This window comes from Pseudomonas sp. UBA2684, from assembly GCA_002354655.1.
Classification (GTDB): Bacteria; Pseudomonadota; Gammaproteobacteria; order Pseudomonadales; family Pseudomonadaceae; genus Aquipseudomonas.
In genome coordinates this window covers 184143-199237 of the sequence record DELY01000001.1, presented here as the reverse complement: position 1 = coordinate 199237, position 15095 = coordinate 184143, and the positions used below count along the sequence as shown (strand labels likewise).

Here is a 15095-nt window from a genome sequence, read left to right as displayed (position 1 = left end):
ACCCGGCCATCCTGCGCCGCACGACTCAAGGAACGTGATGAAAACCCGGCACGTGATCATCCAGGCCTACCTGCACACACTGGCTTTCGCGCTGCTCGTACTCGGCGCAATTGGCCTGGGCGCCTACCTGCTGACCGTGCACCCCAGCCCCTACAACATCGTGTTACTGCCCGACAGTTCACTGGTGTCAGTGCTGCTCGGCATCGGTTTGTTGTGCGCGGCACGCAACCACCACCGTGCCAGTGTGCTGGCCTTGAGCCTGCTGCTGGGCATCTGCCTGTACAGCCTGGCGCATAACTACCTGAGCGCGGGATCGGCAGCGGAACAGTCGCTGATCAGCGGCTTTGTGCGCATGCGCAGCTCTCTAGCGGCGCTCCTCAGTCTGCTGGCGCTGGCGTTCATGTGTGCCCACCGCGGCATGTGGGGCGCCTGGGTCAGCCGCATGATCGGCATCGCGGTCACCTTGATCATCCTGCTGTCGCAGCTGACCTCCTGGTGGCCGGAGCTGGACATCGCCCACCTGGGCTTCAAGTTCGAAAGCAACAGCATCGCCCACCTGTTCACCCTCATGCTCGGCATCGCCGGCCTGCTGCTGCCCTTGCTGCCGACACACCGGGAACACCTGCTCGACCGCCTCAGTCTTGCGGCCGGCGCGCTCGGCGTGTTGATCACCGGCATCAGCTGGTACCTGCTGAGTCAGCAGAACATCGATAACGTGGCGCGCGAAAGCAACCTGCTGCTGTCCAAAGTGCAGGCGTCCACGGAGCGCACGCTGAATGAACACCTGTCGTTGATACGACGCATGGCCGAACGCTGGGAAAGCATCGGGCAAATGCCCAACGATCAACTCTGGCGCCAGGAGGCCGGGGGTTATCTGCGCGACTTCAGCGGCCTCGGCCTGGTGGCGGTGCTCGATGAACAACTGATCCCGCAACGCCTGCTCAGCCGCCAGCCGGTCAATGCCGCGTGGCTGCGCTTTTTCCTCGGCGAGCCGAACCAGCGCATCTGGCTGACCAGCATGCAGCACAGCCGTGAAGCGCGTATCGGCGACGCCATCGCGGTGGCCCGCGGCAACGACAGCAGCCTGGTGGCCATGCCACTGAATCTGCCCGAGCATCCGGGCTGGATGCTGGTCGCCAGCCTCAACCTCAACGCCACCCTGCGCACCCAGTTGGGCAGCGACCTGGGCAGCCTGAGGGTCAAGGTGTTCGAAGATAAGCAGCTGATCTTCGACTCGCAGAACGGCTCACCAACGCAATACCTGACCCCGGTCGACGAACAGACCGTGCAATGGCAGTCAGGCACCGCATGGCGCCTGGTCAGCTACCAGGATGAGCCGAGCAGCCGCTATGCCGCCGCCTACCTGCCCAGCCTGGTGATACTGCTGGGCCTGGCCTTCAGTTTCTTCATCATGATCAGTCAGCGCCTCGCCCGCCTGGCCATCGAACACTCGCAACGCCTGCAATACAGCAACCTGAAGCTGGAGCACAGCCTGCGCCGCCAGGCCGATCTGCAAGCCTTGAATCAGCGTATCATGGATTATTCGATGGACGTGCTCTGCTCGATCGACGAGCAGGGCCTGTTCACCCAACTCAGCCCCTCCGCCAGCGAAGTGCTCGGTTATCCACCGGAAGAACTGCTGGGCAAGCCATACCTGCAATTCGTCCTGCCGCAAGAGCGTGAACTCACCGAAGCCACGGTCAACGCCATCATGGCCGGCGAACCGCGCAAAGGCTTTCGCAACTGCTACCGGCGCAAGGATGGCAGCACTGTGCACCTGTTATGGACCGCGGGCTGGTCGGAGCAAGATCGCACCCTGTTCGCCGTGGCCCACGATGTCAGCCGCCTGGTGCACAACGAAGCCTATGCGGAGGATCAGCGCGACATTCTCAGCATGATCTCCACCGACCAACCGCTGGCGGAAATCCTCAAAACCATCTGCCTGCTCGCCGAATCGCAAGCGCCGCGCACGCTGTGCTCGGTGCTGCTGGTGGACAAGGAGCAGCAGCACCTGCTGTTGGGCGCCGCCCCCAGCCTGCCGGAGAGTTACAACCAGGCCGTGCATGGCATGGCCGTCGGCCCCTGCGCCGGCTCCTGCGGCACGGCGGTGTATCGCCGGCAGCTGGTCATCGTTGAAGACATCGAGCACGACCCACTGTGGCAAGACGTCCGCGAGCTGGCCTTGCAACATGGCTTGCGCGCCTGTTGGTCAATCCCGCTGATCTCCCACCATGGCGACGTGCTCGGCACCTTCGCTATCTACGGCCGCGAAGCCAAGGCGCCGGACGATGACCAGCTGCAACTGATCGGCACCATCGGCCAACTGGCGGCGATTGCCATCGAACGTCAGCACGACCGCCTGCGTTTACGGGAAAGCGAACAGCGCTACCGCTCGTTATTCACCTTCAACCCCGATCCGGTATTTTCTTTCGACTTGCAGGGCCGCTACACCAGCATGAACCAGGCCGGCTGCCAGCTCTCCGGCTACAGCGAGGCCGAACTGCTGGGACAGCCGATTTCCCTGCTGGTGGTCGAAGACGATCTCCGGCTGTTCACAAAACATGTGCAGGCCGCCCTCGGCGGCCAGCCGCAAAGTTACGAACTGCGTAGCCGCAACCATCGCGGTCAGCAGCTTGAGCTGGACATTACCCATCTGCCGATCGTCATCGACGAGCAGATCGTCGGGGTCTTCGGCATCGCCAAGGGCATCAGCGAACGCAACCGCATGACCCGAGCCTTGCGTGAAGCGCTGCAGCACTCGGAGCGCCAGGCCGACCTCATGCGCGGGCTGAGTGAAACCGCGGTGAACATCAACAGCATCATCGACAGCGACACCCTGCTCAACTACATGACCGAACGCCTGCGCCTGCTGCTCGGCGCCCACCAGGCGGTCATGAGCCTGACTCAGGGGCCGCATTGGGCGCAGTCGATCAATGGCGTTTCCCTCTCGGAAAAATACGCCGCCTGGCAGGGCTATCAAGCCCCGCCCAACGGCACGGGCATCTATGCCCTGGTCTGCGAAACCAACCAGCCGATGCTGCTGAGCCAGGCCGAGCTGGAACAGCACCCACGCTGGCGCCATTTCAGCGGCGAAGGCCGTGCACACCCGCCCATGCGCGGCTGGCTCGCGGTGCCCTTGCAGGATCACGGCGGTAACAATCTCGGGTTGCTGCAACTGTCGGACAAATACAGCGGCGAGTTCGATCAGGATGACCTGGCGATTGCCCGGCAGTTCGCCCAAATGGCGGTCGCGGTTCTGGAAAACAATCGCCTGATGCAAGCGGTGATCGGCGGTGAGCGGCGCCTGAAAGCCCAACTGGAATTCACCTCGGCCATCACCAACAGCATCGCCGAAGGCCTGCTGGCGGTCGATCGACAAGGACGGATGAGCTTTATCAACCCCACCGCCGCCGAACTGCTCGGCCAACCGGCGGATGCGTTGCTCGGCCAAGCACTGAGTACCTTCCTGCCACTGGCGCTCAGCGACAGCGAACACAGCGAACGCACCAGCAGCTACCACGGCGAAATCAGCCTGTCGCTGAACGCCCTGGGCAAACGCCACATCGCCTACGACAGCGCCCCACTGCTCGACGACGACGGTCCACAAGGCTGGGTAGTGGCGTTTCGCGACATCACCGCGCGCAAGGAGGCCGACAAACAACTGCGCCTGCTCAAACGCAGCCTGGAGGCCAGCTACAACGGTGCGTTGATCTGCGACGCACAGGTCGACGACCTGCCAATCATCTACGTCAACCCGGCATTCGAGCGCATCACCGGCTACAGCGCCGCAGAGGCGCTGGGCCAGAACTGCCGCTTCCTGCAAGGCGAAGAGCGCGACCAGATCGGTATCGGCGAGATTCGCCTGAGCCTGCAGGAAAAGCGCGATGTGCACGTGGTGCTGCGCAACTTCCGCAAGGACGGCACGCCATTCTGGAACGACATGTACATCGCCCCGGTGCCCAACGAACAGGGCGAAATCACCCACTTCATCGGCGTGCAGAACGATATTTCCGAACAGAAGCGCTTCGAATCCGAACTGGCCTACAACGCCAGCCACGACGTGCTCACCGGCCTGCCCAACCGCTCACTGCTGGAGGATCGCCTGAGCCAGGGCTGCCAGATCAGCCGCCGCTACAAACGCAGCCTGGCGGTCATGTTCATCGACCTGGACGGCTTCAAGCCGATCAACGACACCATGGGCCACAGCGTCGGCGATCAGATTCTGATTGAAGTGGCGCGGCGCATGAACCAGCAGATTCGCCCCGGCGACACCGTGGCGCGTTTGGGCGGTGACGAGTTCATCGTCATCCTGCCGGACCTGGCCCGCGAAGAAGACGTGCTGCTGGTGGCCGACCGCATCATCGAGAGCATCGCCCGCCCCTACCAGGTCAGCGGCATCGAACTGCACATCACCGCGAGCATCGGTATCACCCTCAGCGATGGCAGTATCGAACAGCCGATGCAACTGATCCAGCAAGCCGACCTGGCGATGTACAAAGCCAAGCAGCAAGGGCGCAACAACTACCAGTGGTACACCGAGGACCTCAACCAGAAGGTCAGCGAACGCGTGACCCTGCGCAACGAACTGCAAAAAGCCATCGAGGCCGAAGCCTTCGAGCTGTATTACCAACCGCAGATCGACGGGCGCAGCGGCCGAGTGGTCGGTTACGAGGCGCTGCTGCGCTGGCAGCATGCCGAGCACGGCTTTATTTCCCCGGCGCAGTTCGTGCCGATCGCCGAGGACACCGGACAGATCATCCCGCTCAGCGAATGGGTACTGAGCACCGCCTGCCAGGCGGCCCGCAACTTGCTCGTTCAGGGCTTCAACCATGCGGTCATGGCGGTGAATATTTCGCCGGTGCAGTTCCAACGGTCCAACTTCGTCGAAACCGTGCGCCTCACCCTGGAAAAAGCCCAGCTACCGGCGGAAATGCTCGAACTGGAAATCACCGAAACCGTGCTGCTGGATAACGCCGAGCGCGCCATCTTTACCCTGCATGCCTTAAAAGACCTCGGTGTGCACATCTCCATCGATGACTTCGGCACCGGCTTCTCCAGCCTCAACTACCTCAAGCGCCTGCCGATCGACAAGGTGAAGATCGACCGCTCGTTCGTCCAGGAAGTGATCAGCGATCGCCACGACGCGGCCATTACCCAGGGCATCATTTCCATGGCCCATCACCTCAAACTCAAGGTGATTGCCGAAGGTGTGGAGACCGAACCGCAGTTCGCCTTCTTGAAAAAGAGCCACTGCGACGAATTCCAGGGCTACTACTTCGCCAAGCCGATGCCGCTGGCCAAGCTGAAAGAGTTCCTGCAACTGCAGCATCGGCAGCGCCACGCGCAACAGTCGAGCAGTGCGGCAGACAGCAACACGCAGACCCTGCTGCTGCTCGACGACGAGGACAACATCCTGCGTGCCCTGGCCCGCGTTCTGCGCCGTGACGGCTACCAGATCCTCGCCGCCCACTGTGCCCAGGATGCGTTTGCCTTGCTGGCCAAGCACGACGTGCAGGTGATTCTCTCGGACCAGCGCATGCCGGAAATGAACGGCACCGAGTTTTTCAGTCGGGTCAAGGATCTCTACCCGGATACCGTGCGCATCGTGCTATCGGGGTACACCGACCTGAAGTCGGTGACCGACGCGATCAACCAGGGCGCGATCTACAAGTTCCTCACCAAACCCTGGGACGACGAACAACTGCGCAGCACCATTGCCCAGGCGTTCCAGCACTTCAGCCTGGCCAAGCAAAAGGATGAGACGACTAGCAGCGCTACGCCGGATCAGGACTGAGAACAGCGTTAGCCTTCGCCGGCGAAGCGCGGCAAGTCGTCCGCCAGCTCGAACCAGGGCAGGTGCGAGGCGTACCAGATATGTTTTTGCGGCACCACCGCCTCGGGCTGGTCGAGCGTCACGCTGTTCAAGCCCACCTCATCGCGGCCTTGCTCGCGGTACTCCAACGGGGTGCCGCAGGCGCGGCAGAAACGCCGCTCGCCACGGGCACTGGAATGGAAAATGCCGATATCGCCGCTCAGGTAGTGCAGCGCCGAAGCCGGCACCATGGCCCAGGGGATGGCAGGCGCGGCGCTGACTTTCTGGCAAATGCGGCAATGGCAGTAGCCGCTTTCGCCCGGCAGGCTGTCCAGGCGGTAACGCACACCGCCGCATGCACAGCCGCCAAACACGGGTAATGAGAACATCGTATTCACCTGCATAGCCGTTTTAGTTCACCGGCAACTGTAGCTGCCCCAGGCTCTGCAACACGCTGGCGCCGGTGAACAGCATCAGCACCTGCTCCTCGGCCAGAGTACGAATCGACGCCTGGCGCGCGGGCTCACCCAGGTAGTCCAGCGACAGCTGGAACAGGTTACGGCTGATCAGGCTGGAAACCTGTTGCACCACCGCCGCCTCGATACTGGCGGGCAGTAGCTTGAATTCGAGGATGTCGGCGGCCATGTCCACGGCGAAGCCATCCATCACCTCTCGCAAGGCATCGCGCAGCACCGGCGAGGCACCGTGCAACTCGCGCACGCCGATGATGAAAGCCTCTGGATTGGCGTCGACGAAATCGAAGAACAGGTGCACCGTCTCATGGCACACCCGCCGACCACGGCCCAGGTCGATGCCCAACAGGGTCGGCATGGCCGTCTGCGGGCCTTGCACGGCGCGCAAGGCGGCTTCGCGACGCAGATCGCGCAGGGGCTGGCGCAGTTTGCTGGAAATCTCGCGAATCACCGCCAGGCCGAGGTCGTCGACATCCTTGAAGTGGCGATAAAAGGTATTCGGGTTAAGCCCCGCCTCGCGCGCCAGTTCGCGTAACCCCAGGCCACTGAGGCTGCGACTGGTTGAGGTGAGACGTAACGCCGCCTCCAGCAGCAGGCGCTTGCCCGGTGCCTCGGCACTCTTCTCCTGCACGGGCTGATCGCTGCCAGTGTCTGCATCCATGACAAAACCCTACCTAAAAGTTGGCTTGTGGCGTTACGGCTTGCCGCTGAGTATACAACTGTCTACTTTGGTATACAGCTGTATACGCCAGCAATAAACATAACAGGAGCTTGGCCATGAACGCACCCGTGTCACCCCTTCCCGCTGCCGCCCGCCACTGCAAGGTGGCCATCATCGGCAGCGGCTTTTCCGGCCTCGGCATGGCCATCCGCCTGAAGCAGCAAGGCGAGCATGATTTCCTGCTGTTCGAAAAAGAAGCCGGCGTCGGTGGCACCTGGCGCGTCAACAATTACCCGGGCTGCGGCTGCGACGTGCAATCGCATCTGTATTCGTTCTCCTTCGAGCAGAACCCCGACTGGACGCGGATGTTCGCCAAGCAACCGGAGATCAAGGGCTACCTGGAAGGCTGCTGGGAAAAATACCGCCTGCAACCGCACACCCTGCTCGGCACCGAGATTTCCCGTTTGGACTGGGACGAAGAGCAGGAGCGCTGGCAGATCGAGGACCGCGCCGGCAATCGCTACAGCGCGCAGTTCGTGGTGTCCGGCATGGGCGCCCTGTCGACCCCGGCAATTCCGGCGCTCACTGGCCTGGAGAACTTCAGCGGCACGCTGTTCCACTCCCAGCAGTGGAACCACGACTACGACCTCAGCGGCAAACGCGTGGCGGTGATCGGCACTGGTGCCTCGTCCATCCAATTCGTCCCGCAGATCCAGCAGCAGGTCGCCCAGCTCGACCTCTACCAGCGCACCGCACCATGGATCATGCCCAAGCCGGACCGCGCCATCAGCGCGCGCGAACGCGACCGTTTCAAGCGCTTCCCGCTGCTGCAAAAGCTCTGGCGCGGCGCCATCTATGCCGTGCTGGAGAGCCGGGTGATTGGCTTCGCCATGCTGCCCAAGGTGATGACCATCGCCCAGAAAGTTGGCAAGTGGTACATCAACAAGCAGATCAAGGACCCGGTGCTGCGCGCCAAGGTCACCCCGGATTACCTGATGGGCTGCAAACGGGTATTGATCTCCAACGATTACTTCCCGGCGCTGACCCAGCCCAACGTCGATCTGATCACCGACGGCATTCAGGAAATCCGCGCGAACAGCATCGTCACCGTCGACGGACAGGAGCGCGCCATCGACGCGATCATCTTCGGCACCGGCTTCACTCCGAGCGATCCCCTGCCGCGCGGCGTGGTCTTCGGCCGCGCTGGCGTCGACCTGCTCGACACCTGGCCACAGGGCCCGGAGGCCTACAAAGGCACCCTGACCGCCGGCTTCCCCAATCTATTCTTCCTGATGGGTCCGAACACCGGCCTGGGCCACAACTCGATGGTCTACATGATCGAGTCGCAAATCCATTACGTGCTCGGGGCGCTCAAGCTGGTCGGCGAACAGAAGTTGCAGAGCCTGGAAGTCAAACGCGCGGTGCAGAACGCCTTCAACGGCAAGATCCAGGGCAACCTCGGCAACACCGTATGGAACGCCGGCGGCTGCAAGAGCTGGTACCTGCATCCGGTGAGCGGGCGTAACTGCACGGTCTGGCCGGGCTTCACCTGGCGCTTTCGCCTGCTGACCCGCAACTTCGACCCGGCGGCCTACCACTTCAGTCGCCGCAACGCCGCGCACCCGGCACAAAGCCATGCCCTGCAACTGGCACAGGAGGCCAGCGTATGAAGTCCTTCGAGAATAAAGTCGCCGCCATCACAGGCGCCGGCTCCGGCATCGGCCGCGCGCTCGCCTACGGCCTGGCGCGCCAGGGCTGTCACCTGGCGCTCTCCGACGTCAACGTCGAGGGCCTGGCGGAAACCGCCGCCCAGGCGCGCAAACTCGGTGTCAGCGTCAGCGAGGCCACGGTCAACGTCGCCGACCGCGAGGCCGTGCATGCCTGGGCCGCCCTGGTGGTAGCCGAGCACGGCCGGGTCAACGCCATCTTCAACAATGCCGGAGTGGCCCAGGGCGGCACGGTGGAAGGCAACGACTACGCCGATTATGAGTGGATCATGGCCATCAACTTCTGGGGCGTGATACACGGCACCAAGGCCTTCCTGCCACACATCAAAGCTGCGGGCAGTGGTCATATCGTCAACGTGTCGAGCGTGTTCGGGTTGTTCTCGCAACCCGGCATGAGCGCCTACAACGCCAGTAAGTTCGCCGTGCGCGGTTTTACCGAATCGCTGCGCCAGGAACTGGACATGCAGGCCTGCGGCGTATCGGCCAGTTGCGTGCACCCCGGCGGGATTAAGACCAACATCGCCAAGACCGCGCGGATGAACGACAGCCTGAGCAGCGTCACCGGCCAGGACGCCGACCAGGCGCGCCAGCAGTTCAACGACCAGTTGCTTCGCACTACCCCGGAGAAAGCCGCGCAGGTGATCATCAACGGCGTGCTGGCGAACAAACGGCGCATCCTCATCGGCCCCGACGCCTATGCCCTGGATGGCATGCAACGGCTGTGGCCGGCCTTCTACCAGCGTTTGGTAACCGCCTCCATGCGCCTGGCCGCACGTTTTGCGCCCAAGGGCGCGAGCAAGGCACACACGGCTGCGGAGTAACCATGAGCCCATGGCCGCGAGGTGGTCTGACTGGCCATTTCTCGGTCATGGCCGCATTCAATTGGCATCCCAGTAGTTAGCGCGATAAATTGTCGTCATTCGCCACGCACCGCCGGAGATCACCATGGCCCCCCAAGACGACGCCTGCGCCGAGCTGTTGCTCGACAACCAGCTGTGCTTTGCCCTCTATTCCACCTCGCTGCTGCTGACCAAGGTGTACAAGCCACTGCTGCAAGCGCTTGGCCTGACCTACCCGCAGTACTTGGCCATGATGGTGCTCTGGGAAGGTGATGGCATCACCGTGGGCGACATCAGCAGTCGCCTGCTGACCGACCCCGGCTCCGTCACCCCACTGCTCAAGCGCCTGGAAGCCGAGGGCCTGCTCAAGCGCACCCGCAGCCGTGCCGACGAGCGCGTGGTGGAGCTGTTCCTGACCGACAAAGGCCGCAACCTGCGAGAACACGCTAAGAGCATTCCCAGTTGCATCCTAACCGCCACCCAGCAATCCGCAGCGGAACTCGGCGCGCTGAAGGCTGAACTAGTCGCCTTACGCAGCAGCCTGCAACAGGCCGTGTAAGCACCCCGGGCGGCCTTGCCGGCTACCTCACGCCCCTCTTACCGCCTATATTCCCCACTCCGCTCACGCCCATCGCCCGCCGAAAACATCGTGCAATAGCCCGCCAATCCTCGCTTATGCCTGAACAAAGCAGCACTTATCGCTAAATGTTCAAAAATATATCTTGCGCACTAAATTAATGAGCACTAGAGTTCTCCCCATGGAACTGATTAGCGCACAAAATATTAGCGTGAAATACCAACGGAAGGCTGCGCAGTTGCCTTCCCCCCCCCCCAACCGAACAACGTTATTACTCGTGGAGAACTGTCATGAAAACCTTGATCACCCTAACCGCTACGCTTGTTCTCTCGGCTCCCGTTCTCAGCCACGCCAACCCGCAGGACGGCAAAGGTCTGTACCCGACGTGGCTGATCAACCACGACGGCTGAGCACGCCGCACCGCAGCAAACTTCAAACCAACCAGTCTTAGAGGATTACCACCATGTCGATTCAAACCATTGCTTACCGTGCCTACGCAGAAGCCACCGGCGGCCGTGACGGTCGTGCTGTTTCCTCCGACGGCGTACTCGACGTCGCCCTGACCACCCCGAAAGAACTCGGCGGTGCCGGCGGCCAGGGCACCAACCCCGAGCAACTGTTCGCTGCGGGCTACTCGGCCTGCTTCCTCGGCGCGATGAAGTTCGTCGCCGGCCGCGACAAACTGGCCATTCCGGCAGACGTATCGATCGAGGGCGTGGTCGGTATCGGCGCGATCCCGAACGGCTTCGGCATCGAAGTCGAACTGCGCATCAGCCTGCCGGGCCTGGACCGCGAGCAAGCGCAAACCCTGATCGAGCGTGCGCACATCGTCTGCCCTTACTCCAACGCCACCCGCGGCAACATCGACGTCACCCTGACACTGGTTGATTGATCCTTAGCTCAAGCGCTCCACCAAGGTGCAGAGCGTCTTTCAATGCTCGGCACAATGCAGAACCGCCCCGCCGCTATCGCTAGCGACGGGGCGTTTTGCCGTTCAGGCGGCCTCGCAATCCAAGCCGCTGAGCATGCCCTGCTGCACGGCGCGGTCCAGCAGTTGCTGCAGCCGCGGCGCGAGGAAGAACGCCTGCATGGCAGCCGCCGATTGCCAGCGCGTCTCCAGCACCCACAGCGCCGCATCGTGCGGCACCCGTCGCACCTCGACACCCAGGCACCCCGCCATGCGTTGCACGGGTTCACGCAGGTCATCCAGACACAGTCCTAATGGCTCGGCACACCCACGCGCGGCGCGCAGCACAGCGGTATGGCTAAACATCGTGGCGTTCTCCAGGTAGGCCTGCTCAGTAAGGGCTGGCAGTTGGCCGCACGATCAGCTCGCTGACATCGACATCCGCCGGCTGCTCGACGGCATAGGCGATGGCACGGGCAATCGCGTCCGGGGTGATGGCGACCTTGCGGAACGCCTGCATTGCCTCACGGCTCGGCGCATCGGAAATGCTCTCGGCCAACTCCGACTCGACCACGCCCGGCGACACCAGGGTCACGCGAATATCGCCGCCCACTTCCTGACGCAAGCCTTCGGAGATGGCACGCACCGCATACTTGGTCGCGCAGTACACCGCGCCAGTCGGCACCACGCTATAGGCCCCGATAGAGGCGATATTGACGAACTGACCGCTGCGCTGACGCTGCATCACCGGCAAAGCCGCGGCAATGCCGTGCAGAACGCCGCGGATATTCACGTCGATCATGCGGTTCCACTCCTCCACCTTCAGCACATCGAGGCGCGACAGCGGCATGACCCCGGCGTTGTTGATCAGCACATCGACGCGGCCGTACTGCGCCAGAGCGGCATCGACAAACACCTGGGTGTCGGCCTGACTGGTCACGTCCAGGCGTCGGTAGTCCGCGTTACCGCCAGCCGCGCGGATCTCACCGACCAACTGTTCCAGGCGCTCGGTGCGCCGCGCGCCGAGCAACAGTCGCGCGCCCTTCTCGGCCAGCAAACGCGCGCAGGCCTCGCCGATACCACTGCTCGCGCCGGTGATCAGAATGACTTTGTCTTGGATATTCAACATGGCCGAACCCTCTGCTGATAAGCGGCATGGCAAGCCGCGACAACAACAGATTCGGTCAGATGGCGGGTTCTGGGTTAGTCGATTACTGGCGAATTATTGCCTAAACCTGCAATGCACAGACTCGGCCTGAATAGCTACGTGCAATCTTTGATCAGCCCATTGCCGGCCTGAAAGCCCATAGAACATGGCGGCTTGCCTATTGCTGGTGAATCATTGCCTAAACCTGCAACGCCTTATGTGCAGCGCAGACTTGCCTGAAAAACCGGGCTAGTCTGCAAGCCACAGGAGCCCTGCCATGACATCACTCGCCAACCTCTCAGCCCTCAACGAAAACCTGGCCTCGCGCCAGGCCGAACTGGCCGCCTTGATCCAGCGCCTGTGCCCAGGTGATGGCCTGCATGGGAGTGCGATTGCCGGCCTCGACCTGGCCTGCGCGACCCAGCCCAGCCTGCCCATACCGACGCTGTACCGGCCATGCCTGTGCATCATTGCCCAGGGCCGCAAGGATGTGCGCCTCGCAGGCGAGCAGTACACCTACGACCCACTGAACTACCTGGTGGCCTCAGTCACCCTGCCGGTGACCGGCCAAGTGATCGACGCAACCCCCGAGCAGCCCTACCTGAGCCTGCGCCTGGAGATTGATCCGGCGCTGATCGCCAGCTTGATCGCCGATATAGGCCCGATTGGCGTACCCAATCCTGGGCCACGTCGGGCGCTGTATCTGGATCGTCTGGATACTCAATTGCTCGACGCTGTGTTGCGCCTGCTGCGTCTGCTGGAGACTCCGCGCGACATTGCCATGCTTGCGCCGCTGGCCCTGCGCGAGATTTTCTACCGGCTGCTGCACAGCCCGCAGGGCCATCGCTTGCATGAGATCGCCATCGCCGACAGCCTGGGTCAGCGCATCACCCGCGCCATCGAATGGCTGAATCTGCATTTCGACCAACCCCTGCGCATCGAGGACCTGGCCCGTGAGGTCAACCTCAGCACCTCGACTCTGCATCACCGCTTCAAGGCCGTCACCGCGCTGAGCCCACTGCAGTACCAGAAGCAGCTGCGCCTACAGGAAGCGCGACGCCTGATGCTCTGCGAAGGCCTGGAAGCCGCCTCGGCCAGCTATCGGGTGGGCTACGAAAGCCCATCGCAATTCAGCCGCGAATACCGCCGTTTGTTCGGTGAACCACCGCTGCGCGACCTGACCAGACTGAGAAATTCAGCCTGACTAAAATGCAGAAATTCAGTGAATTAACTTCAATCCCAACATTCGTCGCAAAAACGGCCTAGAATGGTTGAGCTGAACTGTAGTTATCAGCAAAACCGCATAGGTGCTATGAATTATCTGGCACCGCAATTCGTATCGAATTAAGAGACACATCATGGCAAATCGCGAAACTGGCACCGTCAAATGGTTCAACGATGAGAAGGGCTTCGGCTTCATTACCCCGACTAACGGCGGCGATGATCTGTTCGTGCACTTCAAAGCAATCCAGAGCGACGGTTTCAAAAGCCTGAAAGAAGGCCAAACCGTTACCTACGTGGCCGCTCGCGGTCAGAAAGGTATGCAAGCTGAAGAGGTACAGGTGGCCTAAGCCTCCTGTCCTGTTCTGAATAAGCCCCGCACTCGCGGGGCTTATTTTTTGCAGCGTGGTTAATCACCGCACCCGCGCGTCTACTGCGCTATACGGCTCCAAGCCCACAGGCCAACTGATACCCCCAGGGATGGCCGCCCTCCTACAGCCCCAGCTGTTTGCTGATGATCTCGTTCATGATCTCCCGTGAGCCGCCGCCGATCGAAAGAATGCGGTTGTCGCGGTACAGGCGCTCGACCAAGCTTTCACGCATATACCCCATGCCGCCCATGATCTGCACCGCGTCGTAGGTCAAGCGATCGGCGATGTCGGTGGCGAAGTTCTTCGCCATGGAAATCTCCTTGATTACGCTCTTGCCCGCCGCCATCTGCGCCGCCTGGCGGTAGGTGAACTCGCGGGACACCTCCAGCTGCGTGGCCATTTCCGCCAGACGATGCTTGAGCACCTGAAACTTACCGATGGGCTTGCCGAACGCCTCACGCGCCTTGGCCCAGGCCATTGCCTCGTCAAAGGCCAGTTGCGCCGTCATGTTGGCCATGATCGCCAGCGCCAGCCGTTCGCTCTGGAAATTGGCCATGATGCAGGCAAAGCCCATGTTCTCGGCGCCAATCAGGTTCGCCACCGGCACACGGCAATCGTCGAAGAACAACTCGGCGGTGTCCGAGGCCCACCAGCCCATCTTCTTCAACTTGCGGCCAACGGTGAACCCCGGCGTGCCCTTCTCGATCAGTAACAGACTGACACCGGCAAACCCCTCGCCACCGGTACGCACCGCCACGGTGTAATAGTCCGCGCGCACGCCACTGGTGATGAAGGTCTTACTCCCGGTGACGCGATAGAAATCGCCGTCGCGCACTGCACGGGTCTTCAGGTTCGCCACATCGGAACCACCAGAGGGTTCGGTGACGGCCAGCGCCATGATTTTCTCGCCGGCCAATACCTGCGGCACGATGCGCTCGCGCACCTCGGCCTTGGCCCACTTCACCACGGGCGGCAAACCAATATCCAACGAACCCAGCCCGGCCACCAGGCCGCCGGAGCCGGAGCGCATCAGCTCTTCGCTGGCGGCAACCTTGGCGAAGATATCGCCCTCATGGCTACCACCGAACTGCTCCGGGTAACCAATGCCAAGAATCCCCGCAGCGCCAGCCTTCTGGTACAACTCACGGGGAAACTCTTCGGCCTCCTCCCAGTCGTTGATGTGCGGAAGAATTTCCCGCTCGACGAAACGCCTTACCGAATCGCGCACCAACTGGTGGGAGTCATCGAAATAATGCTGAAGGGCAGACATGGGGAGCTCCCGAGATGGTTTGAACGACCATACCGAGCGCTTGCTTGGTTTACAAGATGAGGATAGTGCCAGGCAACAGGGCTATAAGGT

Annotated in this window: 12 protein-coding genes; 7 read left to right on the top strand and 5 right to left on the bottom strand. The window is 62.0% G+C overall.

The window, feature by feature from the left end; genetic code table 11:
• Nucleotides 1-37 precede the first annotated feature (37 nt).
• Nucleotides 38-5794 carry an EAL domain-containing protein gene (locus B3M58_RS22465; RefSeq protein WP_339627939.1) on the top strand — a complete coding sequence of 1919 codons (5757 nt, stop codon included), beginning with the start codon at nt 38-40 and terminating at the stop codon, nt 5792-5794.
• A gap of 8 nt (nt 5795-5802) precedes the next feature.
• Here B3M58_RS22465 and B3M58_RS00860 read toward each other — a convergent pair whose 3' ends face one another.
• Complete coding sequence (locus tag B3M58_RS00860; protein WP_296216655.1) at nt 5803-6201, bottom strand: GFA family protein; 399 nt, start codon at nt 6199-6201, stop codon at nt 5803-5805.
• 22 nt (nt 6202-6223) lie between these two features.
• Nucleotides 6224-6946, bottom strand: a complete 723-nt coding sequence (locus tag B3M58_RS00855; protein WP_296216654.1) for a TetR family transcriptional regulator — start codon at nt 6944-6946, stop codon at nt 6224-6226.
• Nucleotides 6947-7062: 116 nt separating this feature from the next.
• On the opposite strand from B3M58_RS00855, the gene B3M58_RS00850 reads away from it, so the two are divergent.
• From B3M58_RS00850 to B3M58_RS00835, 4 genes are all read left to right on the top strand, one after another.
• A complete protein-coding gene (locus B3M58_RS00850) occupies nt 7063-8616 on the top strand; it encodes a flavin-containing monooxygenase (RefSeq protein ID WP_296216653.1) in 1554 nt (517 codons plus the stop codon).
• Nucleotides 8613-9494, top strand: coding sequence for an SDR family NAD(P)-dependent oxidoreductase (locus B3M58_RS00845; RefSeq protein ID WP_296216652.1), 882 nt, complete (start codon nt 8613-8615; stop codon nt 9492-9494). The genes B3M58_RS00850 and B3M58_RS00845 overlap by 4 nt, the downstream gene beginning before the upstream one ends.
• Before the next feature lie 124 nt (nt 9495-9618).
• Nucleotides 9619-10071 (top strand): MarR family winged helix-turn-helix transcriptional regulator, encoded by a 453-nt coding sequence (locus B3M58_RS00840; RefSeq protein ID WP_296216651.1) that lies wholly within the window; start codon nt 9619-9621, stop codon nt 10069-10071.
• Nucleotides 10072-10552: 481 nt separating this feature from the next.
• The gene (locus B3M58_RS00835) at nt 10553-10981 is read left to right on the top strand and encodes an organic hydroperoxide resistance protein (protein WP_296216650.1); all 429 of its coding nucleotides are present in this window, start codon (nt 10553-10555) and stop codon (nt 10979-10981) included.
• Nucleotides 10982-11083: 102 nt separating this feature from the next.
• Here the strand turns inward: B3M58_RS00835 and B3M58_RS00830 are convergent, their stop codons facing one another.
• Together B3M58_RS00830 and B3M58_RS00825 are read right to left on the bottom strand one after the other, a co-directional pair.
• Nucleotides 11084-11362: an antibiotic biosynthesis monooxygenase family protein gene (locus tag B3M58_RS00830; RefSeq protein ID WP_296216649.1), complete on the bottom strand. Its 279-nt coding sequence runs from the start codon at nt 11360-11362 to the stop codon at nt 11084-11086.
• A 25-nt stretch (nt 11363-11387) separates the two neighbouring features.
• Entirely contained in the window at nt 11388-12125 is a 738-nt protein-coding gene (locus B3M58_RS00825) for an SDR family oxidoreductase (RefSeq protein ID WP_296216648.1), read from the bottom strand.
• 295 nt (nt 12126-12420) lie between these two features.
• On the opposite strand from B3M58_RS00825, the gene B3M58_RS00820 reads away from it, so the two are divergent.
• Both B3M58_RS00820 and B3M58_RS00815 read left to right on the top strand, forming a co-directional pair.
• Nucleotides 12421-13347 (top strand): AraC family transcriptional regulator, encoded by a 927-nt coding sequence (locus B3M58_RS00820; protein ID WP_296216647.1) that lies wholly within the window; start codon nt 12421-12423, stop codon nt 13345-13347.
• 154 nt (nt 13348-13501) lie between these two features.
• Nucleotides 13502-13714, top strand: a complete 213-nt coding sequence (locus tag B3M58_RS00815; RefSeq protein ID WP_069516724.1) for a cold-shock protein — start codon at nt 13502-13504, stop codon at nt 13712-13714.
• A gap of 142 nt (nt 13715-13856) precedes the next feature.
• On the opposite strand, the gene B3M58_RS00810 is transcribed toward B3M58_RS00815, so the two are convergent.
• On the bottom strand, nt 13857-15005 hold the full coding sequence (locus B3M58_RS00810; RefSeq protein ID WP_296216646.1) for an acyl-CoA dehydrogenase family protein: 1149 nt from the start codon (nt 15003-15005) through the stop codon (nt 13857-13859).
• Nucleotides 15006-15095: the final 90 nt, after the last annotated feature.